At 49.9% G+C, this 23085-nt stretch carries 21 protein-coding genes; 7 read left to right on the forward strand and 14 right to left on the reverse strand.

Annotation, left to right across the window (positions count from 1 at the left end):
• Positions 1–158: 158 nt before the first annotated feature.
• The 3 genes from B5E43_RS05000 to B5E43_RS05010 form a co-directional block, all read right to left on the reverse strand.
• A complete protein-coding gene (locus B5E43_RS05000; protein ID WP_087394244.1) occupies positions 159–1898 on the reverse strand; it encodes an ABC transporter ATP-binding protein in 1740 nt (579 codons plus the stop codon).
• A complete protein-coding gene (locus B5E43_RS05005) occupies positions 1895–3646 on the reverse strand; it encodes an ABC transporter ATP-binding protein (RefSeq protein WP_087394246.1) in 1752 nt (583 codons plus the stop codon). Before B5E43_RS05005 ends, B5E43_RS05000 begins: the two co-directional genes overlap by 4 nt.
• A gap of 68 nt (positions 3647–3714) precedes the next feature.
• A complete protein-coding gene (locus B5E43_RS05010) occupies positions 3715–4335 on the reverse strand; it encodes a TetR/AcrR family transcriptional regulator (RefSeq protein WP_087394248.1) in 621 nt (206 codons plus the stop codon).
• 166 nt (positions 4336–4501) lie between these two features.
• Between B5E43_RS05010 and B5E43_RS05015 the strand changes: the two genes are divergently transcribed.
• From B5E43_RS05015 to B5E43_RS05025, 3 genes are all read left to right on the forward strand, one after another.
• On the forward strand, positions 4502–5131 hold the full coding sequence (locus B5E43_RS05015) for a TetR/AcrR family transcriptional regulator (protein ID WP_087394250.1): 630 nt from the start codon (positions 4502–4504) through the stop codon (positions 5129–5131).
• A gap of 75 nt (positions 5132–5206) precedes the next feature.
• Entirely contained in the window at positions 5207–6952 is a 1746-nt protein-coding gene (locus B5E43_RS05020) for an ABC transporter ATP-binding protein (protein WP_087394252.1), read from the forward strand.
• A complete protein-coding gene (locus B5E43_RS05025; protein ID WP_087394254.1) occupies positions 6949–8679 on the forward strand; it encodes an ABC transporter ATP-binding protein in 1731 nt (576 codons plus the stop codon). Before B5E43_RS05020 ends, B5E43_RS05025 begins: the two co-directional genes overlap by 4 nt.
• A 110-nt stretch (positions 8680–8789) precedes the next feature.
• Here the strand turns inward: B5E43_RS05025 and B5E43_RS05030 are convergent, their stop codons facing one another.
• Both B5E43_RS05030 and B5E43_RS05035 read right to left on the reverse strand, forming a co-directional pair.
• Entirely contained in the window at positions 8790–10664 is a 1875-nt protein-coding gene (locus B5E43_RS05030; protein WP_087394256.1) for a cation-translocating P-type ATPase, read from the reverse strand.
• A gap of 103 nt (positions 10665–10767) precedes the next feature.
• Positions 10768–11043, reverse strand: coding sequence for a metal-sensing transcriptional repressor (locus B5E43_RS05035; RefSeq protein ID WP_087180278.1), 276 nt, complete (start codon positions 11041–11043; stop codon positions 10768–10770).
• A gap of 393 nt (positions 11044–11436) precedes the next feature.
• On the opposite strand from B5E43_RS05035, the gene B5E43_RS05040 reads away from it, so the two are divergent.
• From B5E43_RS05040 to B5E43_RS15450, 3 genes are all read left to right on the forward strand, one after another.
• Entirely contained in the window at positions 11437–12222 is a 786-nt protein-coding gene (locus B5E43_RS05040) for a ZIP family metal transporter (protein ID WP_087394258.1), read from the forward strand.
• Positions 12223–12240: 18 nt separating this feature from the next.
• Complete coding sequence (locus tag B5E43_RS05045; RefSeq protein ID WP_242964717.1) at positions 12241–12741, forward strand: class I SAM-dependent methyltransferase; 501 nt, start codon at positions 12241–12243, stop codon at positions 12739–12741.
• Positions 12742–12812: 71 nt separating this feature from the next.
• Positions 12813–13010, forward strand: coding sequence for a hypothetical protein (locus B5E43_RS15450; protein WP_087394260.1), 198 nt, complete (start codon positions 12813–12815; stop codon positions 13008–13010).
• 141 nt (positions 13011–13151) lie between these two features.
• On the opposite strand, the gene B5E43_RS05055 is transcribed toward B5E43_RS15450, so the two are convergent.
• On the reverse strand, positions 13152–13826 hold the full coding sequence (locus tag B5E43_RS05055; protein WP_206406929.1) for a hypothetical protein: 675 nt from the start codon (positions 13824–13826) through the stop codon (positions 13152–13154).
• Positions 13827–14259: 433 nt separating this feature from the next.
• Here B5E43_RS05055 and B5E43_RS05060 point away from each other — a divergent pair, with 433 nt between their 5' ends.
• Entirely contained in the window at positions 14260–14508 is a 249-nt protein-coding gene (locus tag B5E43_RS05060; RefSeq protein WP_087394262.1) for a DUF6061 family protein, read from the forward strand.
• 101 nt (positions 14509–14609) lie between these two features.
• Here B5E43_RS05060 and B5E43_RS05065 read toward each other — a convergent pair whose 3' ends face one another.
• From B5E43_RS05065 to B5E43_RS05100, 8 genes are all read right to left on the reverse strand, one after another.
• Positions 14610–16097: an AAA domain-containing protein gene (locus B5E43_RS05065; RefSeq protein WP_087394264.1), complete on the reverse strand. Its 1488-nt coding sequence runs from the start codon at positions 16095–16097 to the stop codon at positions 14610–14612.
• On the reverse strand, positions 16090–16524 hold the full coding sequence (locus B5E43_RS05070; protein WP_087394266.1) for a hypothetical protein: 435 nt from the start codon (positions 16522–16524) through the stop codon (positions 16090–16092). Before B5E43_RS05070 ends, B5E43_RS05065 begins: the two co-directional genes overlap by 8 nt.
• Positions 16525–16530: 6 nt before the next feature.
• Positions 16531–18135, reverse strand: coding sequence for a hypothetical protein (locus tag B5E43_RS05075; RefSeq protein ID WP_143382946.1), 1605 nt, complete (start codon positions 18133–18135; stop codon positions 16531–16533).
• On the reverse strand, positions 18119–20077 hold the full coding sequence (locus B5E43_RS05080) for a hypothetical protein (protein ID WP_087394270.1): 1959 nt from the start codon (positions 20075–20077) through the stop codon (positions 18119–18121). Before B5E43_RS05080 ends, B5E43_RS05075 begins: the two co-directional genes overlap by 17 nt.
• Before the next feature lie 82 nt (positions 20078–20159).
• Positions 20160–20822 carry a sigma-70 family RNA polymerase sigma factor gene (locus B5E43_RS05085; RefSeq protein ID WP_087394272.1) on the reverse strand — a complete coding sequence of 221 codons (663 nt, stop codon included), beginning with the start codon at positions 20820–20822 and terminating at the stop codon, positions 20160–20162.
• Positions 20803–21648, reverse strand: a complete 846-nt coding sequence (locus B5E43_RS05090) for a helix-turn-helix transcriptional regulator (protein WP_087394273.1) — start codon at positions 21646–21648, stop codon at positions 20803–20805. Before B5E43_RS05090 ends, B5E43_RS05085 begins: the two co-directional genes overlap by 20 nt.
• A 3-nt stretch (positions 21649–21651) precedes the next feature.
• Positions 21652–21858: a helix-turn-helix domain-containing protein gene (locus tag B5E43_RS05095; protein ID WP_087394275.1), complete on the reverse strand. Its 207-nt coding sequence runs from the start codon at positions 21856–21858 to the stop codon at positions 21652–21654.
• Between the two features lie 61 nt (positions 21859–21919).
• Positions 21920–22984 carry a DUF4238 domain-containing protein gene (locus B5E43_RS05100; protein ID WP_087394277.1) on the reverse strand — a complete coding sequence of 355 codons (1065 nt, stop codon included), beginning with the start codon at positions 22982–22984 and terminating at the stop codon, positions 21920–21922.
• Positions 22985–23085 lie beyond the last annotated feature (101 nt).

Genomic DNA, 23085 nt, shown 5'->3' on the forward strand with positions numbered 1-23085 from the left:
AGTGCCAGCTAACCACATCATACTCTTTGTCGCATGAAATTGCAAGATGCCGCCATATTGGTTTTGCATGTTCTCTGGGATAAATCAAGGGAAGAAGCTGGAACGAAGAATGACCGGGACACGTATCCCGGTCATTCTTTTCTTTCGCGCCTCTGCCTTTACCGGCACCAACCGGTGGGATTGGAGCGGGCGGTGATGAAGCGGCGGTAAATGCCCTCCTCCGCCATAAGTTTGTCATGGTCGCCGGCCTGGACGATGCGCCCCTGGTCGATGACCAGGATCTCATCGGCGTGGCGAATGGTATTGAGTCGGTGGGCAATGACCAGCAGGGTCTTACCCCGGCACAGCTGGGTGATGGCCTCCTGGATGTAGCTCTCGTTGTCGGCGTCCACGCTGGCAGTGGCCTCATCCAGAATGACGATGGGGGCATCCTTCAGAATGCAGCGGGCAATGGAGATTCTCTGCCGCTCTCCACCGGAGAGGCTGGCTCCACCTTCGCCGATGACCGTGTCAAAGCCGTCGGGCAGTTCCATGATGAAGTCATAGCATCGGGCTTTCCTGGCTGCCTCATAGACCTCCTCCCGTGTGGCGTCTGTCCGTCCCATGGCGATGTTGTTATAGACGGTATCCTGGAATAAGTAGACCCGCTGGAAAACCATAGAGATCTGATCCATCAGATCAGAGAGAGGAATATCGCGGATGTCCCTGCCCCGTACCAGAACCTGCCCCCGTTTCACATCCCAGAACCGGGAGAGCAGGTTGGCTACCGTACTCTTGCCGCCGCCGGAGGGGCCCACCAGGGCCAGCATCCGGTTTCTCTCCAGCGTGAAGGAGACATCATGCAGTACCTCTTTCTCCCCGTAGGCGAAGGTGACATTTCGGAACTCCACCTCCGGGGCACCGCCGGCTTTGGGTAAGGTCTCCCGGCCCCGGTCAGGTAGTTCTGGCTGGGCTAGTACCGCCTCGATCCGGTCCATGCAGGCGTTCATCACCGTCAGGCGGGTGGCTTGGCTGTAGAGTGCCTTAATGGGGCCAAAGAGGTCAAAGACGAAGAGCAAGACACCCAGCAGGAAGGTGATGGAGAGTTGCCCCCGGCCATAGAGCCAGAGAGACAGGGGAATTATCAGCACCGAGCCCAGACCGCACACCAGATAAAGGGCCCGCATCCAGGGGGCCTGGCTTTCCTCGAACGCAATGCTGACCTTGCGGCTCCGGGCGAAATTTTCGGTGAGCTGCGCGGAACGCTCTCCCAGCAGGTTGAAGGTCTTGGCGATGCCGATGCCCTCCACATAGTCCAGTACCGCCCGTGTGAGAGCCTCGCTCTGCTCCTGTCGGACATCAGAGTGAGCCAGGGTGCTCCCCAGGGAAGCGCGGCCCAGCTGCCAAATAATCCCTACCACCACCAAGGCGGCCAGTCCCAGCCAGGAATTCAGGAAGGCCAGCCACAGCACCAGAATGGCCTGGGCAAAGGTATAGCTCATCATGTTGGCAATGTCGTGCATACAGTTCTCCTCAATAAACACCATGTCGGTGGACAGAACGGAACTGATTTTGCCGATGTTGCCCTCTGTGAAATAGCCCATGGGCAGGCGGCGCAGATGCCGCCCCAGCTCCATGCGCAGATCGGCGAATACCATATAGCCCGCCGCGGCCTGGAGCCGGTCGGCGATATTCTGGCACAGGCACTCCAGCAGCACGCAGCCCACCGTGCCCACCGCCAGCCACAGGCACAGCCGTGCCGTTATGGTTCCCTGGAGAAAGGCACCCAGGGCCAGGAAAGACAAGCCGATGGGAGCCTTGGACAGCATGGCCTTCAAAAAAGCAAAAACGAAAGCCAACTTGATCCGCCCCTGGTAGGGGCCGGATACGGACAGGATTCGTTTCATCAGTGCGATCATGCTTCGTCGCCTCCTTTCTTCGCGGAGACACGCCAGGCAGCGGCTCCCTCGGCAGCCCGCCACAGTTTTTCGTAGGCGGGGCAGGTCTTTCGCAAGGTATCGTGGCGGCCGATCCCTGCCACATTGCCCTGGTCCAGCACCACGATCTGATCGGCACCTGCAATGGACTGAAGCCGGTGGGCGATGACGATGACCGTCTTGCCCCGGATCACCTCGGCAATGGCGGCGTTCATTTTCTCCTCATTCTCCGGGTCCAAAAAAGCGGTGGCCTCATCCAGCACCACGATGGGAGCGTCCTTCAAAATCGCCCGGGCCAGGGCGATCCGCTGCCGCTCCCCGCCGGAAAGCCCTTTGCCGCCATCGCCGGCCATGGTATAGATTCCTTTTTCCAGCCGTTTCAGAAACTCTCCGCATTGAGCCCGTTCCGCCGCCGCCAGCACCTCCTCGTCGGTGGCGCCGGGTCTTCCCAGCCGGATGTTCTCCAACAGGCTGGTGTTGAACAAGAACTGCTCCTGCGCGACGAAGGAGATCTGCTCATTCAGAGAGGCGAGGGACATCTCTCGCAGGTCTTGCCCCCCCAGCGTGATGCGTCCGTCCGTCACATCGTAAAAGTGGACCAGCAGCTTGGCAAGGGTCGACTTCCCGCTGCCGGATTCTCCCACCAAAGCGGTAAGGCTGCCCTGTGGGACAGAGAAAGAGATGCCGTGGAGGACTTCGTCCTTTTCATAAGAAAACCGCACATTCTCAAAGCGGATCTGCAAATCGTTTCCGTTGAAATCCGTTTTTCCTTCTTTCAGGGGCGGAATATTGAACAGAGATTCCATTTGGTCAATCTTGTAGCTCAGCTGGGGCAGCACCGACATAAAGTTCATGGCTCGGATCAGAGGCGGTCCCACGGAAAAAGACATGCACAATACCAGCGCGTAATCCGGCAAGGTAGAGGCGCCGGTGAGTACCAGATAGCCGCCGACCGGCAGCAGAACCAGCGCCACGCAAGGCAAAATGCTGGTGTAGAGGGCCATCCACAGCCAGCAGGCCCGGAACCAATCCAGAGTAAAATCCCGGTAGTTTTTCACATCGGCCTCAAAGCGGTGATAGGACTCTCCATCCCGGTTGAAGACCTTCACTACCTCCATGCCGTTGATGTACTCCACGATGGTGTTGTTCATTTTCTGCCCGGCGGCGTAGTAGTCCCCCATCTTTCTCATGCCGGAGCGGTACATCATGCCCATAGCCAGCACGCCCAGCGGGAGGGAGCAGAGGGAAAGCAGACCCAGCTTCCAGCCCGTGAGGAACATGGCCACAAATACCACCACCGGCACCGCCAGATTGGACAGCCCTTCCGGCAGGGCGTGGGCCAGCAGAAGTTCCATGCTCTCGATGTCGTCAATGAACATCTTCTTCCAGACTCCAACGCCCTTCTCCTGGATCGCGCCCAGGGGCTGCTTTTCCAGCTTGCTCTGGAGATGGAGCCGGAGGTTTTCCAGCGTATGATAGGCAGAACGGTGGGACAGTGCCAGCCCCTCTACATAAAAAAGACCGTAGAGGACCATGCATAGAGCCATGGCCCCGGCGTTGAACAGGGTTTCCTCCAAAGTGAGACTGCCCCCAGTCAGCAGGGGCCGCAGCAGGCGGTAGAGGAAGAAATAGGGCAGCACGCTCATGGCCACACCGGCCACCAGCACCAGAATGGAGGCGTAGGTGGTCTTCCGGTGGCGTCCAGTGTAGCGCAGGACTTTTTGAAACACAGTATCACTCCTTTTGGTTAGTTATTGCTAACTTATTAGCGAGAAAAAAGCCTCCGGAGAGGCGTTTTTCACCCCTTGGGGAATCCCAGGGCGGCGTACCAGTCAAAGAGACGGCAGACCAGAGTACAGTGGCGCTGGATCTCCGGCCAGGTGAAGTCGTGGATAAAGGGCTCGTAAATGGTGGTCCAGAAAGCGGACAGAACTACATGAAGTTCCTCTTGCGTCATATCCACCGTACATAACCCTCGGTGTCTGGCCTCAGCATAGTAGGTCCAGGTGCCTTCCGTCATTTTCTCCACCCAGTCGTGCTGAAAGTTGGCGTAGGCAGTACCCTCCGCTCCGGTAAGCAGCATCACAAAGCCATCCCGCCGCTCATTGAGAAAGCGGAACCACCACAGCATATATTCCTCATCCATATACCACGCCCGGATCAGGTCTTCATCGGAGAGAGCAGATGCCGGTACCGCTGTCCGCTCCTCATAAACAGCATCCAAATCCGCCACCGTATCCGCCACCACAGCGCGAAACAGTTCCTCTTTTCCGGCGTAACGCTTATAAAGGGCGCCGGTTGTCACCCCAGCCCGCTGGCAGATGGATTTCAGGGAAGCCCTCTCAAAGCCCAGCGTCCGGAACTCCTCTTTGGCGCTGTCCATGATCCGAGGGTCAATGGAAGTATCCGGTTTTGCCATAACATCCCTCCCAACGAATGATAATTTGATTACCGATAATCCGATTATCAATATAGCATCCCTTTCTATCACTGTCAAGGGGAAATCCTCTCTTGACAAACTCGCTTTTTGGTTGTATATTCAAAACATCGTTTTGAAACACTGTTTTGAATTGTGAGGCGATACCATGGCAAAGCAGATTGAAGGGGTCTATGAAAATGTGCTTCGCTGCGCCCGTCAGGAATTTTTGGAAAAAGGTTTTGCTCTGGCATCCCTGCGGGATATCGCCAAGGCGGCGGGAACCAGCACCGGCTCCATCTATACCCGCTTTACTGACAAGGCGGGATTGTTCCGGGCCCTGGTGGAGCCTGCTGCCGGAGAGCTGAAGCGCCGTTTTTTGGAGATTCAGGAGTCTTTTCACCGGTTTGACGGCCCAACCCAGCAGGAGGAGATGGGGCGTTACACCGCCCATGCCCAGGAGGGACTGTTTGATTACATCTATGAGCACCTGCCGGAGTTTGAACTGCTGCTCCGCCGGGGCGCTGGGACGGAATATGCCCACTATATTGACGAGTTGGTGGAGATCGAAGTCAGTTACACCTACAAATACATGGAGGTCATCGGCTGTGAGAGCGTCCGCTCCGGTCAGGTCACTGAGGACTTGATCCATATCGTTACCACCGCCTACTTCAACGGAATGTTTGAGCCGGTGCGGCACCGCATGGATAAGGCCCGGGCGCTCCACTATGTCCGCCAGCTCAACCGCTATCACATGGCAGGATTTGAAACGATTTTTCATCCTGAAAACTTCCGGTAGTGCAAAAGGCCGCTTTTCCGGCGGCCTTTTCATAGAACCAAAGGTTAGCAATAACTAACTAAAGGAGGCTTATTTATGCAGCAAACACAAAGCCCACTGCTGCGGTTGTGGCAGCTGGGCAAGGATCATCACGGTGGCCTGATTGCCGCCATCTTCTGCGCGGTGGCGGGTGTCCTGCTGGGTCTGCTGCCGTATCTCTCGGCAGGGCGTATCCTGGTAGCGCTTCTCACCGGGCAGCGGGACTGGAACTTCTATCTTCTGTGGTGCATGGTGGCCCTTGGTGGCTATCTGGCCAAAACTCTGCTTTACAATCTGGCACTTTCCCTCTCCCACAAGGCAACCTTCCAGATCCTGCGGGACATCCGGAAGATGGTTCTGTCCAAAATGCCCCGCTTACCCTTGGGAGACATTCTGGACACCTCCAGCGGCCGGCTCAAACAGATCGTGGTAGATCAGGTGGAGAGTATGGAGACGACACTGGCCCACCTGCTGCCGGAGATGACCTCCAATCTGCTGGCGCCGGTATGCGTTCTCGTGTATCTGTTTACGCTGGACTGGCGCATGGCATTGCTGAGTCTGGTGTCCATTCCTGTGGGCATGGCTTTTATGATGGCCATCATGGGCAGCTATGGCAAGGACTATCAGGGTGCGGTGGAGACGACCCAGGCTATGAACGAGACCATTGTGGAGTACATCGGTGGCATTGAGGTCATCAAGGCCTTCAATCAGGGAAAGAACTCCTATGAGAAGTTCTCCTCCCGGGTACGGGCCAATGCTGCCTACTACTACAACTGGATGAAGAAATGCCAGTTCGGAATGGCGCTGGCCTATGCCATCGCTCCCACCACGCTTATTACGGTGCTGCCTGTGGGCTGGATCTTCTACACGGACGGCAGCTTGTCCGCAGAGGTATTTCTCACCACCATCATCCTGTCCATGAGCATTGTGGGACCTCTCATTGCCGCCATGGGCTTTGTGGATAATCTTGCCAAGGTGGGTACCATCGTAGGTTCGGTGGACGAGATCCTCCTGAAGCCGGAGCAGGATCACGGAACACAGCCGGCACAGCTGGGAAGACCGGATATCACCTTGGATCATGTCTCCTTTGGGTATGCCCAGGACAAGGAGATCCTCCACAACATCTCCCTCACCATTCCGGCCGGCAGCCTCACCGCTTTGGTTGGTCCCTCCGGTTCGGGCAAGTCCACCATTGCCAAGCTCATCGCCGGTTTCTGGGATGTGACCGAGGGCCGCATTACCCTGGGCGGCGTGGAGGAAAGCCGTATCCCGCTGGAACAACTCTATGACCAGGTGGCCTTTGTTTCTCAGGACAATTACCTCTTTGACGATACCATCCGGGAAAATATCCGTATGGGACGGGTAAATGCCACGGATCAAGAAGTGGAACAAGTCGCCAAAGCCGCCGGATGCGACGGTTTCATCCGCCAGTTGGAGCATGGCTATGACACCCGGGTGGGCGGCGGAGGCGCCCATCTCTCCGGAGGAGAGCGGCAGCGTATCGCCATCGCCCGGGCTATGCTGAAAAACGCCCCCGTGGTGATTCTGGACGAGGCCACCGCCTACATTGATCCGGAGAATGAAGCAGTGGTCCAGCGGGCAGTGGCAAAACTGGTGGAGGGTAAGACGGTCATCGTCATTGCCCACCGCCTGTCCACCATCACCGGCGCTGATCAGATCGTGGTGGTGAAGGATGGAAGCATCGAGGCGCAGGGCAGGCATGAAGACCTGCTGCGCCATTGTCCGTTGTACGCCGATCTGTGGCAGGCTCACATGGGCGCAAAGGAGGGAGAAACGGTATGATCGAGACATTCAGAGATATCTGGCGGTTTGCCGGTAAGGAACAGCGCAACATCCGGCGCTCGGTGATCGCCTGCTTTTTCAACGCGGTGTTCCATATGTTTGAGATCGCCGCCATTTACTACACCATCCTGGCTCTGCTGGATGGAAAAACCGGCCATGCCACGGCGTGGCAGGCGCTGGGTCTGTTGGCAGTCAGTATTCTGGGCAGCGCCGTGACCAAGTATTTCTCCCAACTCCAGCAGACCCACGCCGGGTACTTCATGGCGGCCAATAAGCGCGTGGCAATCGGGCAGCGGATGAAATCCGTCCCCATGGGCTACTTCAACGACAACAGCCTGGGAGAGCTCACCGGGGTCTGCACCACTGTACTGGACAATGTGGAGACTGTGGCCCCCATGGTGTTGGTGACCATGCTGGGCGGGATGCTCAACGCTCTGGTCTTTACGGTGATGATCCTGATTTTTGACTGGCGGATCGGTCTCATTGTGGTGGCGGCCACAGCAGTTTATTTGTTCATCACCTCTGCCATGGAGCAAAAATCCGCCGCCCTCGCCCCGCACCGTCAGAAGTCCGAGGCCAAGTTGGTGGAGGCGGTGCTGGAGTATGTGCAGGGCATGAGCGTGGTGAAGTCCTTCAACCTCACCGGACGGGGTGACCGCACCTTGCAGGAAGCACTGGAATACAACTGCCGCAGCAACCTGAACATCGAAAAGATGTTCACCCCTTATATTATGGCGCAGGGGATCGCGCTCCAGCTGGGAAGCGTGGCCATGATGCTTGCGGCGGTATGGTTCTATCTCTCCGGAACGATGATTCTGGCCAACGCTCTGATGGTGGTCATCATGTCCTTCCTGGTCTTTGCTCAGATCTCCTCGGCGGGCAGCGGCATGTCCCTGCTGCGTATCGTCAGCAGCTGCATGGCCCATGCCGATGAGACGGACGCCATGCCCCAGCTGGCAGAGACCGGTCGGGCCGGCACGCCCAGGGAGCACAGCATTACCTTCGACCATGTTTCGTTCTCTTATGACCAGCGGCCTATCCTGCGGGATGTATCCTTCGCCATCCCGGACAGAACCACCACCGCCATCGTGGGCCCCAGCGGTTCCGGGAAAACCACACTGTGTAATCTCATCGCCCGGTTCTGGGATGTGGAGAGCGGCACCGTCCTTGTGGGCGGTCAGAATGTGAAGGACTATACTCTGGAGGACCTGATGGATCAGATCTCCATGGTATTTCAGAAGGTCTATCTCTTTGCCGACACGGTGGAAAACAACATCAAGTTTGGATGCCCCAATGCCACCCACGAGGAAGTGGTGGCTGCGGCGAAGAAAGCCTGTTGCCACGACTTCATTCTCACCCTGCCCCAAGGCTATGACACCGTCATCGGCGAGGGTGGTTCCAGTCTTTCCGGCGGCGAGAAGCAGCGCATCTCCATTGCTCGGGCTATCCTGAAAGACGCTCCCATCGTGATTCTGGATGAAGCCACCGCCAATGTAGACCCGGAGAATGAGGACCGGTTGCAAAAGGCCATTGAAGCCCTGACTCGGAACAAGACCATTCTGATGATCGCTCACCGGCTGAAGACGGTCCGCAACGCCGACCAGATCCTGGTGCTGGACGGCGGACAGATCGTTCAGCGGGGCACCCACAGCCAGCTCATGGCCCAGGAGGGCCTGTATCAAGCGTTCGTATCCGGCCGTAAAGAGTCCGGCCAGTGGAAGCTCTGAGAGAAGGAACGCCTAAACCGTTATAAATGAGGAGTGCTGTCACCGGATACATTCCGGTGGCGGCACTCCCTCTTTTGGATTCATATGTTTTTATCGAATGTGAAATAGCATTATCTTTTTTCCCAATTCAATAAAATTGCAGAGTTTGCTATAACAAGTACTGAGCCCGCATTATGTACTAATGCTCCGACTACAGGGTTCAAAGTCCCGCTGATGGCGAGAATGATGGCCAAAAAATTAAGAGCCATAGAAAATGTCAGATTGCACTTGATCGTTGTCATCATTCGCTTGGAAAGCGCAATCAAATGCGGCAGTTCCTTTACTTCGTCATCTACCAGCGCGATATCTGCTGCGTCTACAGCAATGTCGCTGCCAACGCCGCCCATAGCGATGCCCACATCTGCTTTTTTCAAGGCTGGAGCATCATTGATGCCGTCCCCGATCATGCACACGGGTTTCCCTGTTTCCTGATATGCGCCAATGGAATTCAGCTTGTCCTCTGGTAAGCAATTGGCGTGTACTTCATGAATGTCCAGCTGACCTGCAATGGCGTTTGCGGCACTCTCATGATCTCCGGTCAACAATACCGGCTGTACATTTAGTTCAAAAAGCGTATGGATCATATCTGCGCTTTCTTTCCGCAGCGTATCGGAGAGAGTGAGATAGCCGGCAAGCATACCGTCTGCCGAAAGATAGATAATAGTCCCGCCCTTGCAGATCGTTTCATCCACTGTGGGAACCGATTCCATAAAGACGCCATGTTCATTCAAAAGTTCCAGATTACCTGCCAGGAGTTCTGCTGCCTCTGTTTGTGCGCAAACTCCTCTGCCGGGAATCATCTGGAAATGATGCACTGGTTCCAGTTCCGCACCGTATTCGCTTTTATAGCAGTTTACTACGGCTTTGCCCAGAGGGTGTTCTGACAGCAGTTCAACAGAAGCGGCCAAACGATAAATCTGTTCTTTTGTATATTGATCGGATACGCTTACAACATCCATGACTTTTGGCTTCCCGTATGTAAGCGTGCCTGTTTTGTCAAAGGCTATTACTTTTACATTTGCGAGCCGCTCCAGCGCATCCCCCTCGCGCACCAAAAAGCCGTGTTTTGTGGCGTTTCCGATGGCGGCCATGATTGCGGTAGGGGTAGCCAACACCAGAGCGCAGGGGCAAAATACCACCAGAATGGTTACGGCACGGATGATCTCCCCTGTGATAAGCCAAGTGATGGCTGCGGCACTCAAGGCGATCACAACGATCCAGGTTGCCCAACGATCGGCAAGCCCTACAATTTTGGCTTTTCCTGCATCTGCACTCTGCACCAGACGGATCATACGCTGAATCGAACTGTCCTCACCCACCTTTGTGGCTTCCATCTCAAAAGCGCCGAACTGATTCACTGTGCCGCTGGACACTTCGTCCCCCACTGTCTTGTCTACGGGCAGTGATTCACCAGTCATCACAGCCTGATTGATCGAGGTTTGCCCAGATACGATTCTGCCATCCACCGGCACGCTTTCTCCCGGCAGAACGCGGAGCAGATCTCCAACCTGCACCTGTTCAGCAGGAACAATGTTTTCCTTTCCATCGCGCAGCACCCGAGCCGTTTGGGGTGTCAGATGCACCAACTTTTCAATCCCGGCGCGGGCTTTGGCTACAGTCAGTTCCTCCAGTAGGCTGCCAAGCTGCATGATAAACGCCACTTCACCTGCGGCAAAATCTTCACCAATCGCAACAGAGGCAATCAGAGCCAATGATACCAGCACATCCGCCTTTATATCGAAGGAGGTGACCAGACCAATAATCGCCTCTAAAATAATCGGAATACCACACAGGATAATCGCAATCCATGCCATATCAAAAGGAAATGGACGGACATCCAGCAGGCTAAGCAGCACTGCAGCTCCGGAGATAATTAAAAAGATAATATCCTTTTTGATGCCGCCCAATTCCAATAACGATTCGAGCCTTTTGACAAGCACTATCATGATTGTTCCTCTCTTTCATACGGTAGGGGGTATATGTATATTATACCCATGGGGGTATATTTTGTCAAGAAATAAAGCAGCCTTTCGGCTGCCTCATTGGGTATTAACCCATGTTGGAAAATCGTTCTACAGCTTTTGTAAAACTTTCGATTGTTTTATCCGCATCCCCGTGCTCAATGCCATCCCGGACACAGTGGCGAATATGCCCCTCCAAAACCACCTTTCCGCATCCGTGAAGCGCAGATTTGGCAGCATTGATTTGAGCAAGAACATCCTCACAGGGGACATCTTCATCTATCATTCGGTCAATCGCCTGAACCTGACCAATGATTTTCTTGAGTCTGCGGTGTAGATTATCCGCATCCATGCACTGTCTCACAATAGTCGCCTCCATACCATTAGGGGTATATGTAAAGTATATCGAACTTGCAGCGTATTGTCAATCTGCAGCTGGATCGGAAGGGGTATAAAAAGCGATTGGTTCCATGTAATCATAAATCTGGAAAAGCGACTTAGAGGGAAAATGATTTATAAATAGAGAAAATGACTTGACTGGTTAGCGATGGCTAACTATAATCAAGATAGAGTGCCTACCCTTAAAAAGTTGGACTATGGAGAAGCGCGAAATCAAAATGGGTTCCGTACAGGCGTTCCTCATCCTGCGTTCTATCATTTCCGTCAGCCCTGGCATTGCTGGCCGACGGACCTATGTGCCTCCGGAGCATCCGGATAGACTTTACAGAAAACCACTGCGGTAAGATTGGAGGAGAATATGCCGATTGAGCTATGGCAAGGGCTGCTGATTCCCTTTGCGGGGACGACGCTGGGTGCGGCCTGCGTCTTTTTTATGCGAAACAATTTGGGTGAGATGGTACAGCGTGCGCTCACCGGCTTTGCGGCGGGGGTCATGGTGGCGGCTTCCATCTGGAGCCTGCTGCTGCCCGCAATGGAGCAGGCGGCGGACATGGGGCGGTGGTCCTTTGTCCCCGCCGTTGCAGGTTTTTGGCTCGGCATCCTATTCCTGCTGGGACTGGATCGGCTGATTCCGCATCTGCACCGCGGCAGCGCGGAGGCCGAGGGCATCAAAAGCAGTCTTGGAAAAACAACCATGCTGACCTTGGCTGTGGCGCTGCACAATATTCCGGAAGGAATGGCGGTGGGCGCGGTCTACGCCGGGTGGCTCTACGGAGACAGCGGTATCACGCTGGCGGGGGCGCTGGCCCTTTCACTGGGGATCACCATTCAGAACTTCCCGGAGGGCGCGATCATTTCCATGCCCCTGAAAGCGGAGGGATTCTCCAAATCCCGTTCCTTTCTGTACGGAACGCTTTCCGGTGCAGTGGAGCCCATAGGTGCGATTCTGACCATCCTTCTGGCGGGGATTTTGGTTCCGGTACTGCCTTACGCCCTGAGCTTTGCCGCCGGAGCGATGGTCTATGTGGTAGTAGAGGAATTGATCCCGGAGATGTCAGTGGGAAAGCACTCCAATATAGGGACTATTCTGTTTGCAGTCGGTTTTACCCTCATGATGACGCTGGATGTGGCGCTGGGTGCTTGAGTGAGTGAAGGTGAAAAAATGGGACAAGAAGAGCGGATTCAAAACGCCTACCGGGGATTGGGAGGCAAACGGACATTTTATGATGGCATGATCACCTGTTCCACCCTGTCAGGCCGGGCGGTGTGCCGTCTGGTATGGGGAATGGGCCGGGCGGAAACCCAGGACTACCTTTCCGCCGCCCTTTCCGGAATACCGGAGGGGTTTTCCGGAAGACTGCTGGAAGTCCCCGTGGGTACCGGCATACTGACCATGCCCCTCTATCGGGAAATGCCGGAGGCGGAGATCACCTGCCTGGATTACTCGCCGGAGATGCTGGAGCGGGCAAAATCCCGGGGCGAGGGACTTGCCCATGTGCGCTTTCAGCAGGGGGATGTTGGGGCGCTGCCTTTTGGGGATGGCAGTTTCGACATCGTGCTCTCGCTCAACGGGTTTCATGCGTTTCCGGATATGCAAGGATGCAGGAAGTGGCTCGCTGCGCACGGGAACTGGCGGACGAGGGGCGGGTGGTTCTGGTGGTAACCCATGACCGCGAATTTCTCCAGTGTGCCTGTGATCGGGTGCTGGAACTTTGAGAAAGGAGCTGAGCCGCAGTGGCATTTTTACAGGACAGCCAGCCGGATCTGCGCCTCCTGGCCAAGAGCGGTGGGTGCAGCGTTTATCAGCTGCGAAATGAGAGCGGCGAGGGAACCATGACCGTCTACGAGGTGTTCCCCGGTACTATGGGCACTCCATGTCATCTCTGCTATATTGGAAACCGGGATAGTATCGGCCATGGCCTCTGGGCTTAAAATAGGGCGGGGTCATCATCTGCTGTTCCATCTGGCACAGCGGTGTATCCCGCATGAAGTAGCGTGTCATTAGTGGTGTGCTCCTTTCAGTAAAGCAAAAAAGCGCCGGAGTCTTATTTCTAAAACTCCGGCGCTTGAATATTACATGATCGGTTCTTGGTTATAGGGTTCCATGAGGTGCTGCTCCTGCTCCCTTATGCGATCCAGAGCATCGGGAGCTGCAATGGCAATCTGCTCTTGAACTCCCCGGATGCACTTTTCCTGCTCGGCAGTCAAATCAAAACCAGCGTCTAAGGTGTCAGAGCAGCACCGGTAGATTTCGATAAGCTGCTCCTGATTGAAGATCTGCTGTTTGGAAATGAGGCCGGCGCGGATGGCGAAGTCCTGTTTGGCACCTGCATAGTTTTCCTGAAAGTAATTGCCCTGATTGAGACCTGTGCGGTCGAAGCTCCAGTCCCATGTGACGAATTGGACGCCAAGCCGGGTGGGATGGGCAGCCAGCACGGCTCCATTGAAGTCAGCCAGCAGGCGGTAGTCACCGGTCAGGCTTTGGGCTTGCAGGGGCGGGGCCTGTTCCAGCAGTGTCATGTACTCCCGCACGGTGCAGGCCAGATCGGTGGCTCGCTCACAGGCTCGTTCCCGTTCCGGCGTCGCTACATCCTCCTGCCAGTAGCGAACGCCTCCGTCCGCCGTGATCCGGCAGAGTGGGAGACCATCCCACCCCACAGGAAGCAATTCGTCCTGCTCCGGCTGCGGAGTGAATCCCTCACGGTGGAGAGCTGTGCGAAGCTCCTGAAAAAATTGTTCTCGGTTCATTTACTACCTCCTGATATTTAGTGCCCTTTTTGAATTTGTCTGAAAGCAAAAAGGGCGCCAATCTGATGGTCCGTCGTGACCAACAAATTGACGCCTCAAATTTTGTGTATTCTATTGGTAGAAAAAATAGCGCCCTTTTTGAAAATTACCGCTTCAAAAAGGGCACCACATGGTTTCGGATTTGCCAATCGCTGAAAAAAGGGGGTTCGAGTCCCACCAGTTAGGGGAAAACAGTGGTTGGCATCTATGAAATCATCCGTGAATTTTCGAGCTTAAAAAGCCCGGAAACGGTTGGCTTAACAGTGATAAGGAACTAAATTACTTATCAATTGTTAGCTGACGGATTTCGGGGTGCATACGGAAGCCCGTCTGATTCCTAACAGGGATTCAGACGGGCTTATGCTATTTTATGACGATCATGGAGGACAATCTTATGAAACAATTACTTTCCTGTGAGTTCAATATGGACACCGCTTGCGTGGAACTGAAATTCTCTGATGGCAATATGATTGCCATTGATACCATCGCCGTGGAGAATGAAGTAACCGACAATATGTATGAACGGTCTGAGTTGGACTGGTTGATCTATAACGCTCCGGCTGAGTATGCAGACTTGATACTCAACGGCGATCCTGTGAAGTATCTAAAAACTGTGACGGTATATAAGCCGTTTGAAAATTAATTGAAGTACACAGACGGGGCAAGCAAAATAGTGTTGTTTGCCTCGTCCGTGTACTTTGCTTAATGTCATCGGTGAGACTTAGCACAAATCGGAAGTTCGATTCAAAGGTCTGCCAAAAACTCAATATCACAATAACTCGAAACTGCATTCAGCAAATTGTTTTCCTTTGCATATTTCAAACAACCAACCATGTAGATGGAATCTTTAGCTCGTGATAGTGCTACATTTAACCGTCGAGCATCTGCGAGAAATCTATAGGAGCCATGTGTGCGAGTGAGAGAAAAAATAACAATATCGCTTTCTTTTCCCTGAAAACCGTCCACTGTATCCACTCTAATACTTACATATCTTGAATTTAGTGAGCGTATTATTTTCCTTAGCTTGTTGACTTGGCTTCTATAAGGTGCGATCACAGCAATCGACTGTTCTCTGTTTGATTCTGTATCTAACTGACAGATTAGTGATGACACAATGGCACATTCATCAAGATTATAAATTTGCTGTTTATCATCATCTGTTGTCACTGGCCAGCACTGACTTGGGTTATAGTCTAACCACATTACTTTTCCAAGATTTTCAGATGTGCGGCCATTTATCAGCTTCCCAGAATAAAACAGTTCTCCAACAAGTGCCCCGATCTTCTTTGCCATGCGATATTGGGTATCAAGCAATGTGACGCATTTAGACAAAGAGAACAGTCGATCAATATACATATATTTTTGCAGATGGCAATTTTCTATGCTACGGATAATATCAAGTTCTTCAGAACAGAATACAGGCGGCAGTTGTTTGGGGTCACCAACGAGAATGGCTTTTTTTGACACCGTCAAAGGCATGAGAATTTCAGGCAAAGTCGCTTTACAAACCTCATCAATGATAACAACATCGAACATTTCTGCCGAGGCGTCGTATGAATATGCGCCTACTCGGTTGCAGGTCATACCTACAATATTTGAAGATAAGGTTAATGCTTTCTCCAAACTTCTATCTTCATATTTGGAAATTGTTTCAATAATGAGCTCGGCAAGTTCTTCGTTCTCCAAATTCTTCTGAAGCCAATTAGCATATCCTTTTATAATTGTTTCAGGAGAATACTCTTCCGAAAAACTGTCCTGCTCCTTATCTCTGATTCGCACAATACGAATTGTGTCACTATACTCGGTAAGGCGAGAAATAAGATTGTTCACTGCAATATGAGTTTCAGAGCAAATCAAGATTCGAACATTTGGGTTTGCTCGATATAGCTGGAGACATATTTCCGCAATCACCTGTGTCTTACCCGTTCCAGGGGGACCTTGTATTAATGACAAAACATTGTCACTTAATGCAAGCGACACAGCTCGCTTTTGGGATTCGTTTAGTTCAAGATTGTATTCCACCGTATCGTTTTTAGGTGAAGGAGCCGCTGTAGGGTCAATAAATTCGAGAAGCAAACTTGGATTCAAAACAGCAGCATATCGTATTTGTTCCAAAACCTTACTTTGCCTGTTGATTTTGATTTTTTCGCCCACATCATCTACTTGTAGGGACCGCTCAGTTAAAAACTTTTTCCATTGTTGCAAATGTTCAGTCCAATATTCATTATTCATGTTCGCATTTCACCTCGGTAATGCTAAAGAATAGCACCGGCGCAAAGAAATCAACACTTATATCAGGCAGGATATGATTAAGAATAGCTGCAATTACTTGACGGTTTTTAACTAAGACTGTGCCGTCAGTCGTGTGCGATAGCAGTATTTCCGGTATCTCAACTGTATAGGTACAATCGTGGCAAGCGCCAATAATTGCAACAATTCCATCGGACAAATATAATTTGCTCGATGCCAAATCTGCACGGAGCGCTTGGCTATTTACCAATTTCTGTATTGCTGTGGCTTTAACATCATCTGAAAAGATCCATAAAAGCTCAGATATTCCTTGTGCAGAACTGACACCTCGTAGAACGAGTTTGAATATCGCTTGTTCAACGACACCGAAGCGGCGTGAATTCAGTGTAAAATCGAATTTCACTTCCATATAGTTCTACCTCTTTTTCTTTTTCTGTATAAAAGCTATAGCGAGATCGATGCCTGAGATATCTCCTTGATATTCGCTTATTTGGCGCTTGTGTTGTTGGTTGACCTGTAATAATTGCTTTTCACAAGCCGCATTAACGGCGTTTAGCTTGTTTTGTAATACAGCTAAATGTTGTTCTGCCTGCAGTAATTCACAACGAACTTCATCTTGGCGCTCTTTTGCCTTTATTACATCTTTTGATTCCGAAAAAATACGTGCGACGAAAGAACGAGTATCTTGTTCTTTCAACTTTTTTACTCGCTGTTCAGCTTCGACCATACTTTGTTTTTTCTTTGATATAGCTTTTTCTGCTGTCAGTATCTGCCCAGCAAGTACAGTCTCTTGATGACAACGCTCACTCAAGACCTGTGCATTTTGCTCTTTCAAGCATAGGTTAACATCTTCTATTTTCCTAAGAAGTTCCGTGCGTCTTTGCGTTAATACCCTAATTTCATCGGAAGTATGGCCATCTTTTGGCGATAGCAGAAACACTCTATTCTTTTTGAACAAATCGAGCACTTTGTTCTTTCGATTAAACCACTGTTGCCGTTGTTCAAATAGATTCGTTTTCTTGCTATTTAACTGCCCGATGGCTTCATAAACCGACTTTCCTTCGGCCTGTAATTGCTCCCAACGGTCGCTATCGTTCGATCGTTCGCTTTTCATTGTTCGAATTTCAGCACTGATATACTTCTGACGAGCATATTTTTGATCCAACAATTCTGTAACTGAAGCAAGTTCTACAAATATCTCTGCCAAAGGTTTTGCCCAAATACTCCTAATACAGATGGCTTTGTCTAACATTACTGCGTTCAACTGATTCAGCTCCGCCTTAATGGCGGAGAGCTGATTTTTTAGCGGCTTTTTTGACTCGTTTATCGTCCTACGTTCTCTAAAAAGGTCTTGACTGAGGCTTTTCTTTTGCTGAATCAGCCATGCAATGTACTGAATCAGTGGCAGATACTCTGCTCGCTCTTGAAGTAGTTTTTTTAATCTAACCAACGCCGATTTAGTCTGTGGGGATATATCTTTACATTCAAAGATAACTAAATTCACTTTTTCAAGTAGTGTTTTAGGATTATCGGAAGCATCGCAGGACAAGTCTGCGCCCGTTATACTGATTAGCGCAATAACATCATCTATTCTTACTTGTAGCGAAAGTGATTCCTGTCGTTGCTCCAATATCGAGATTTCTTCACCGATCAGCCTCATCTGTTCGGTTAGAAAATCACCGTATTCATAGAGCAACTGCAATTCGAGTATCATTTTGCTCTTGATCAAATAAAGAAGTTCTTTCTTCAAGTGAAGATCTACATAATCTAGAAAAAGTGTTTGCAATTCGCCCAATGCATAGCTGTCCTGAGACAACTCATGTAAATATTCTTGTTTCCGCAACTCGAATTGCCGGTCTTTTTCTACTTTAGCAGCTTCAATTTCGTTGCGGCATCGTTGAACTGCCATCTCATGCTCAATTCGGTACGAATCAATATGATCTCGCAGTTCATCTGATGCTTTGCGAAGCGCACGATTTATGAAAAAACGATGCGGCAATAGATTATCCCACATACTCATACCTTAACACCCCTTGCATCGCCAACGCTTCCTCAAAAGATAAATACTGTCTCTCTAAAGTCAACTCATCTTTTTGCATTTCAACATAAAGTCGGTTTACGAAAGGTTTCACCAAGTGTGCAGAACCGGCATCCTCCATTAGTTCTTCAAGCATTGTGTTTAAATGCTCATTTGCAGCATTACGGTTTTTGAGCCGGTCAAGTATTTCATTATGCAGTGTAGTATTTTGGGTTAACTGTGCTTCAAGAGAAGAAATTTCAAGCTGATAAAAATTGAAAGTGCCTACGTACTGAGCATAAGCATTGGAAACATATGTCTCCATCGAATCTTTAAACTGTTCATACAATGCTTGCCGTTGTGCTTCAAAACAAGATTCCAGCTTAGCCAAGCGGGCGGAATACTGCTCTGCGAGGCTCTCCAACGCACGACGCTTGGATATTTCAATATTTTCAAGACTTGCATCCAACTGAGCGTGGACACTTTTGATTGCCTTTTTGCGAAGGTTGTATTCCTTCAAATCAGAAATTAAATTATAGCACGGTAGGAGATTCTTAAAAGACAGCTTGAACTCAGAAAGTTCCGACATTGCATCCGCAAAACAATACATGGTATCACATCCAGTAAGCTCAACCTGCGAATTAATATCAGCAATACACTGGTTAAATGCCTTTTGTGCATCTTTATTTGCTGTACCAATTATGAGGGTTGCTCCATATCCGATAACTAAGCCACCAATCGCAGAGCCGATCACTGTTCCCAAGGGTCCTAAAACAGAGCCGATAGAAGCTCCGGCAGCGGCAGCAGTCTGAACAGATAGGCAAGAACCAGCAATCTGAGCACCCACCCAAGAGCCGCCAAAGCCAGCAAAAGAAGAAAATGTATTATTGACGGTATTACATAGTAAATCATCAGCATCAATAGTATGCATAACAAACATTCTATAAAGGTCTTTTGCAAAATCCACAGTGGTATTTGCTATTGCCATAGCTGGGACAGCACCAATAGAATTCTCGACAATTTCTTTGCCAACAGCTTTTCCCAATAGTTGAACTGATCCAGCAATCGCACCGCCACGAATACCACCTTCAACCGTACCACAGAGAATGTGTTGGATCGATTTGACAAACTGATTCTCTGGAAGATTATCTCGTTCTTTAATGACAGAGATGATTTCCTTTACTGTTGATAAAATTGCACCTGTAGCGGCACCCATGGCTACAGCCTGTCCTAATTTAACCCTGTTTAATTCGGCCTTTTTTTCTGCGCTATGCTGGTATTCAGGAACATTTTGCTCTTTCATGGCATCTGCAAGTCGTTCTGCTTCTTCGGGAGTTATTGAATCAGAGGAAACTGTTTTGTTTCCAACATCTACAGTTACGGTATCGTTGACACCTTGACCCGCTCCACCTACAAAATCAACATTATCATATTGTGCGTTGGCGATGTCTTTTGCATAGTCTGCAGCATTGTTATGTATTTTAGATTGATAATTTGCTGCTCGCTCGGGTGAGCTCCAGGGATTCTTCCTTGTAAACACTGTAATATCTGTTTCCATATCAATACCGGACAGAGTAGTGCCATCTGGTAGAGAACCTTTCGTATATGCACCCAACTGCCAATCAGGAATACCTTTTGCCAGCGCATTTATTTTCAATGTTTGCTTAAAGTACTCTTCAGCGGCAAATCCTTTGTATTGTGCGGAGGGAGTTTGGACAGGAAGTCCTGTGGATTTCGCTATAGCTGACTCATTAAGTGCTTGAGCATAGTTATTTATAGCATCTTGCAGTGCCGTAGTTTGAAGCCCTGCCATGGTGGCATTAACACCTAAAACAGCCGTGTTGGTGGCATCAACACCAATGTCAAAAGTGCTTTCATCTAATTCAGATATGTCATCAAATTCGAGGTCAAGAACTTGCTTTTTTGCTTTTTTATCGTCATTCATGACTTGTTCTCCTTAAATCATCTTTTTCATATGATAATAGCAGAGGTATATATAAGCCCCCGTCCCGCCGAAGCGACACACACTAAAACCACCACGGCAGCTCCAGCCAGAGGTTGTCCATCGCCGTTTCTTCCAGCTTCTTGGCTCGGCTCGCACGCAGATTGAAGTGAATTGCTGTGCCGATCATCGTATGCTCCACATCGTCTGTGAAGCCATAGCGGTACAGCAGATAGGCTTGCTCTCTGTCACCGATCCTGTCCAATGCCTCATAGAGTTCACGCAAGGTTTCCTGCTCTATATAAATCTTTTCCGGTGACTTGGCGATGGGGTCTGCAATCGCTTCAATACGCAGCATCCGTTCCTCGCCGGGGACAACTTCATCCAGACAGATTTTCTGAAAAGCAAGTCCGTCTGTGGTATCGGTCATCCTCATTTCGTATTGAGAGAACGCATCCCGTATCAAGTCGGTCATGGCGTTTCGGATGGACGGTGCGGCATAGGTCAGAAACTTGATGCCCTTGCTTCCGTCAAAGCGGGGAATGGCATCCAACAATCCGATGCAGCCCTCTTGTTCCAGATCGTCCTTGTCGATACTGAGTTCGCTTTCGCCCAGATTCATATCGAAATAAATCTCGTTGGCGGTTTTGCGGATAAAGCCTAAATTGTTTTCAAGAAGAAGGTCACGGGCGTTCATATCCCCCTTCTGAGCCAGAGCACAGAGCTGTTCATTGCTCCGTTTTTTCATTGCCCTTCTCCTGTGCTGCGGCTTGGCCTAACGTGGTCTGCATAAAGCCGGTCAACGCCTGACCGAGCTTGTCCAATGCTTCCTGATCGACACCATCCATACCGGCAACACTGCCGATAATCAGCTCGGTCACTTGCTCCGGTGTGACCGTGGGATTTTCCATATCCTGACCCTTTGTAAGCTCCGCAAACATTCGCTCCGCTGCTGCTACGGTCAATGCCTGTGCCGTTGCATAGTCATTGCCGATTTCTTTTTTCACTTCCTTAACCGCCAGCATAAATTGATTTTCGATGGTGGTAAGGTCAGCTTGATAAACCGGCGTTCTCATTTGCAGGATTTTCTTTGCGGTCTGGTTGGCTGCATCGGATTTTACAGTTTTTCGTGTCAAGCTGCTGAGTGTAGCATACATCTGGTTTTGTGCGGCATATCCGGCAGCAAGGGTATCATCAAAATACTGCTCCAATATGTAGGTCAGTTCTGCAAAGCGAGGGCTTTCCAACAAGCGATTGACCACCTGCGTATTGACCTTTCCAGTGTAGAGATTTCTTGCGGCTTGTGCGGATAAGCCAAGCTCGTCAATCTCATAATTCTTTCTGTCGGGGACCGTGGTCACACCCAAAATAAAGTCGGTGGAGACATTGAATACTCTGGCGATACGAATGATATTTTCATCACTTAGCTTATCGGTCTTGCCGGAAATAAAGCGGCTGATTGTACTGTCTTGGCATCCAATTCTTTGCGCAAGCTCTGTCTGCGATACTTTGCGGATCTTCATAATATCTGCAAGCCGCTGTCTGACGGTGCCGGGAAGAAAAGTATTCTCCATTCGTTATGTCCCCCTTTCCTCGGTTTTCGTTTTGATGTATTTGCCGCTTTTGATTCTGGCATCAGCGGGCTTCTCGGCATCCTCCGGAATAATCCAACGGCTTCCTGCTCGCTGTGCGCCGGTGATGCGTCCCTCGTTGCAGAGAATACTCACTCGCCGGTGCGAGATACCCCATTTTTCCGCTGCTTCAAAGGTCGATAGATATTTCATTCTCTGCACTTCCTCTCGAATTATACCAATGGCAGGCTTAGTGTTATGTAAAAGTTCTAATTTATGGATTGTTTGGTTCAAATTCTTCCATTAGCTTTAATAAGCTATCCTTCGTATTAGAATAAATCTCGTTTACGCAGTTATCTGCAAGTTTACGGTTACAATTTTTCACAACATCAACAAACTCTTGATTTAATTCCATCACAAAATTTTTGCTTATAGTTGCCCAATCGCTATACTTAGGGATTATAATTAGTTCCATGGCAATTATAGGTGATATTGGATAATGAAATATGCTCATACCATTCATCTCTTGTCCCGTAAGACAGACGATAGGGGTATCTCCTGTAATAAAGGGAACGCCTGTTTGATTTTTATATAGCAAAATGCTGCTTTTAAAATGTTGTGTAATATTTAAAGCCATTCTCTCGGCAAAATATACCATCATCATATTGGTCAAGAAATTGGTGGTCATATCATTAGCCGCTTCATAGCTCTGTTTGAAATCCTCAACATTTTTCTTCGTATTGGTATGAACCCTGGGGGACCTGAAATATTGCATACAAAAGAAACGATTAAATTCATATTTTAAATCTACTGTTTCCTCTGTTGAAAATTCCTTTACTAAATCAATTACTTGACTTTCTGATACTTCTTCACCATAGAGTATAGAGTCTAATATACTCTTCATCAACGAGTCCAAAACACTCTGATTATTACTATCTTTATAAAAAGACAAGTCGCCAGCCATTAACTTCTCAAAAAAATGGAATGTTGTTTCTATGTTTTCCGAACTGCACATTACTCGTTTTTCGATGAAATCCCGATGAGTAGCCGCCTCGATAAAAACATCCGGTGCAATTCCGAGTTTTACCATTTCTTTCTTTTGCATACTTGCGATTAGCTGGTTTAATGCTGAAATATCAATTTCCTTAAAACCCGTAATATCATAATAAAATTTTTCAAAACCTACTTTTTCCAGCTCGCAGAACTCTATTTCTTTTTGATTGCCTTTAGGAGCTTTTCTTAATACAAATAATTTTCCTTTGAATCTATCGCCCGAGTCTGTCCATTCGGATAAATATTTACGCCAAACATAATGCTGCTTTTTTACCGTGTTTCCCATATTTATCCCCCAAAAAAATCCATACTATTTCCTCGCTAATTTATAATATTATATTCGATTAGTGGAACAATATCAAGGCACAAATTGTAAACATTTGCCGT

Source organism: Flavonifractor sp. An100 (assembly GCF_002161175.1).
GTDB lineage: Bacteria > Bacillota > Clostridia > Oscillospirales > Oscillospiraceae > Lawsonibacter.

Excerpts from the sequence above, each read along its gene's own strand:
- B5E43_RS05040 (WP_087394258.1), top strand. The coding sequence starts at position 11,437 with ATGCCGATTGAGCTATGGCAAGGGCTGCTGATTCCCTTTGCGGGGACG.
- B5E43_RS05030 (WP_087394256.1), bottom strand. The coding sequence starts at position 10,664 with ATGATAGTGCTTGTCAAAAGGCTCGAATCGTTATTGGAATTGGGCGGC.
- B5E43_RS05055 (WP_206406929.1), bottom strand. The coding sequence starts at position 13,826 with ATGAACCGAGAACAATTTTTTCAGGAGCTTCGCACAGCTCTCCACCGT.
- B5E43_RS05000 (WP_087394244.1), bottom strand. The coding sequence starts at position 1,898 with ATGATCGCACTGATGAAACGAATCCTGTCCGTATCCGGCCCCTACCAG.
- B5E43_RS05045 (WP_242964717.1), top strand. The coding sequence starts at position 12,241 with ATGGGACAAGAAGAGCGGATTCAAAACGCCTACCGGGGATTGGGAGGC.
- B5E43_RS05065 (WP_087394264.1), bottom strand. The coding sequence starts at position 16,097 with ATGAATAATGAATATTGGACTGAACATTTGCAACAATGGAAAAAGTTT.
- B5E43_RS05095 (WP_087394275.1), bottom strand. The coding sequence starts at position 21,858 with ATGAAATATCTATCGACCTTTGAAGCAGCGGAAAAATGGGGTATCTCG.
- B5E43_RS05070 (WP_087394266.1), bottom strand. The coding sequence starts at position 16,524 with ATGGAAGTGAAATTCGATTTTACACTGAATTCACGCCGCTTCGGTGTC.
- B5E43_RS05015 (WP_087394250.1), top strand. The coding sequence starts at position 4,502 with ATGGCAAAGCAGATTGAAGGGGTCTATGAAAATGTGCTTCGCTGCGCC.
- B5E43_RS05075 (WP_143382946.1), bottom strand. The coding sequence starts at position 18,135 with ATGAGTATGTGGGATAATCTATTGCCGCATCGTTTTTTCATAAATCGT.
- B5E43_RS05060 (WP_087394262.1), top strand. The coding sequence starts at position 14,260 with ATGAAACAATTACTTTCCTGTGAGTTCAATATGGACACCGCTTGCGTG.
- B5E43_RS05010 (WP_087394248.1), bottom strand. The coding sequence starts at position 4,335 with ATGGCAAAACCGGATACTTCCATTGACCCTCGGATCATGGACAGCGCC.
- B5E43_RS05100 (WP_087394277.1), bottom strand. The coding sequence starts at position 22,984 with ATGGGAAACACGGTAAAAAAGCAGCATTATGTTTGGCGTAAATATTTA.
- B5E43_RS05080 (WP_087394270.1), bottom strand. The coding sequence starts at position 20,077 with ATGAATGACGATAAAAAAGCAAAAAAGCAAGTTCTTGACCTCGAATTT.
- B5E43_RS05025 (WP_087394254.1), top strand. The coding sequence starts at position 6,949 with ATGATCGAGACATTCAGAGATATCTGGCGGTTTGCCGGTAAGGAACAG.
- B5E43_RS05085 (WP_087394272.1), bottom strand. The coding sequence starts at position 20,822 with ATGAAAAAACGGAGCAATGAACAGCTCTGTGCTCTGGCTCAGAAGGGG.
- B5E43_RS05090 (WP_087394273.1), bottom strand. The coding sequence starts at position 21,648 with ATGGAGAATACTTTTCTTCCCGGCACCGTCAGACAGCGGCTTGCAGAT.
- B5E43_RS05020 (WP_087394252.1), top strand. The coding sequence starts at position 5,207 with ATGCAGCAAACACAAAGCCCACTGCTGCGGTTGTGGCAGCTGGGCAAG.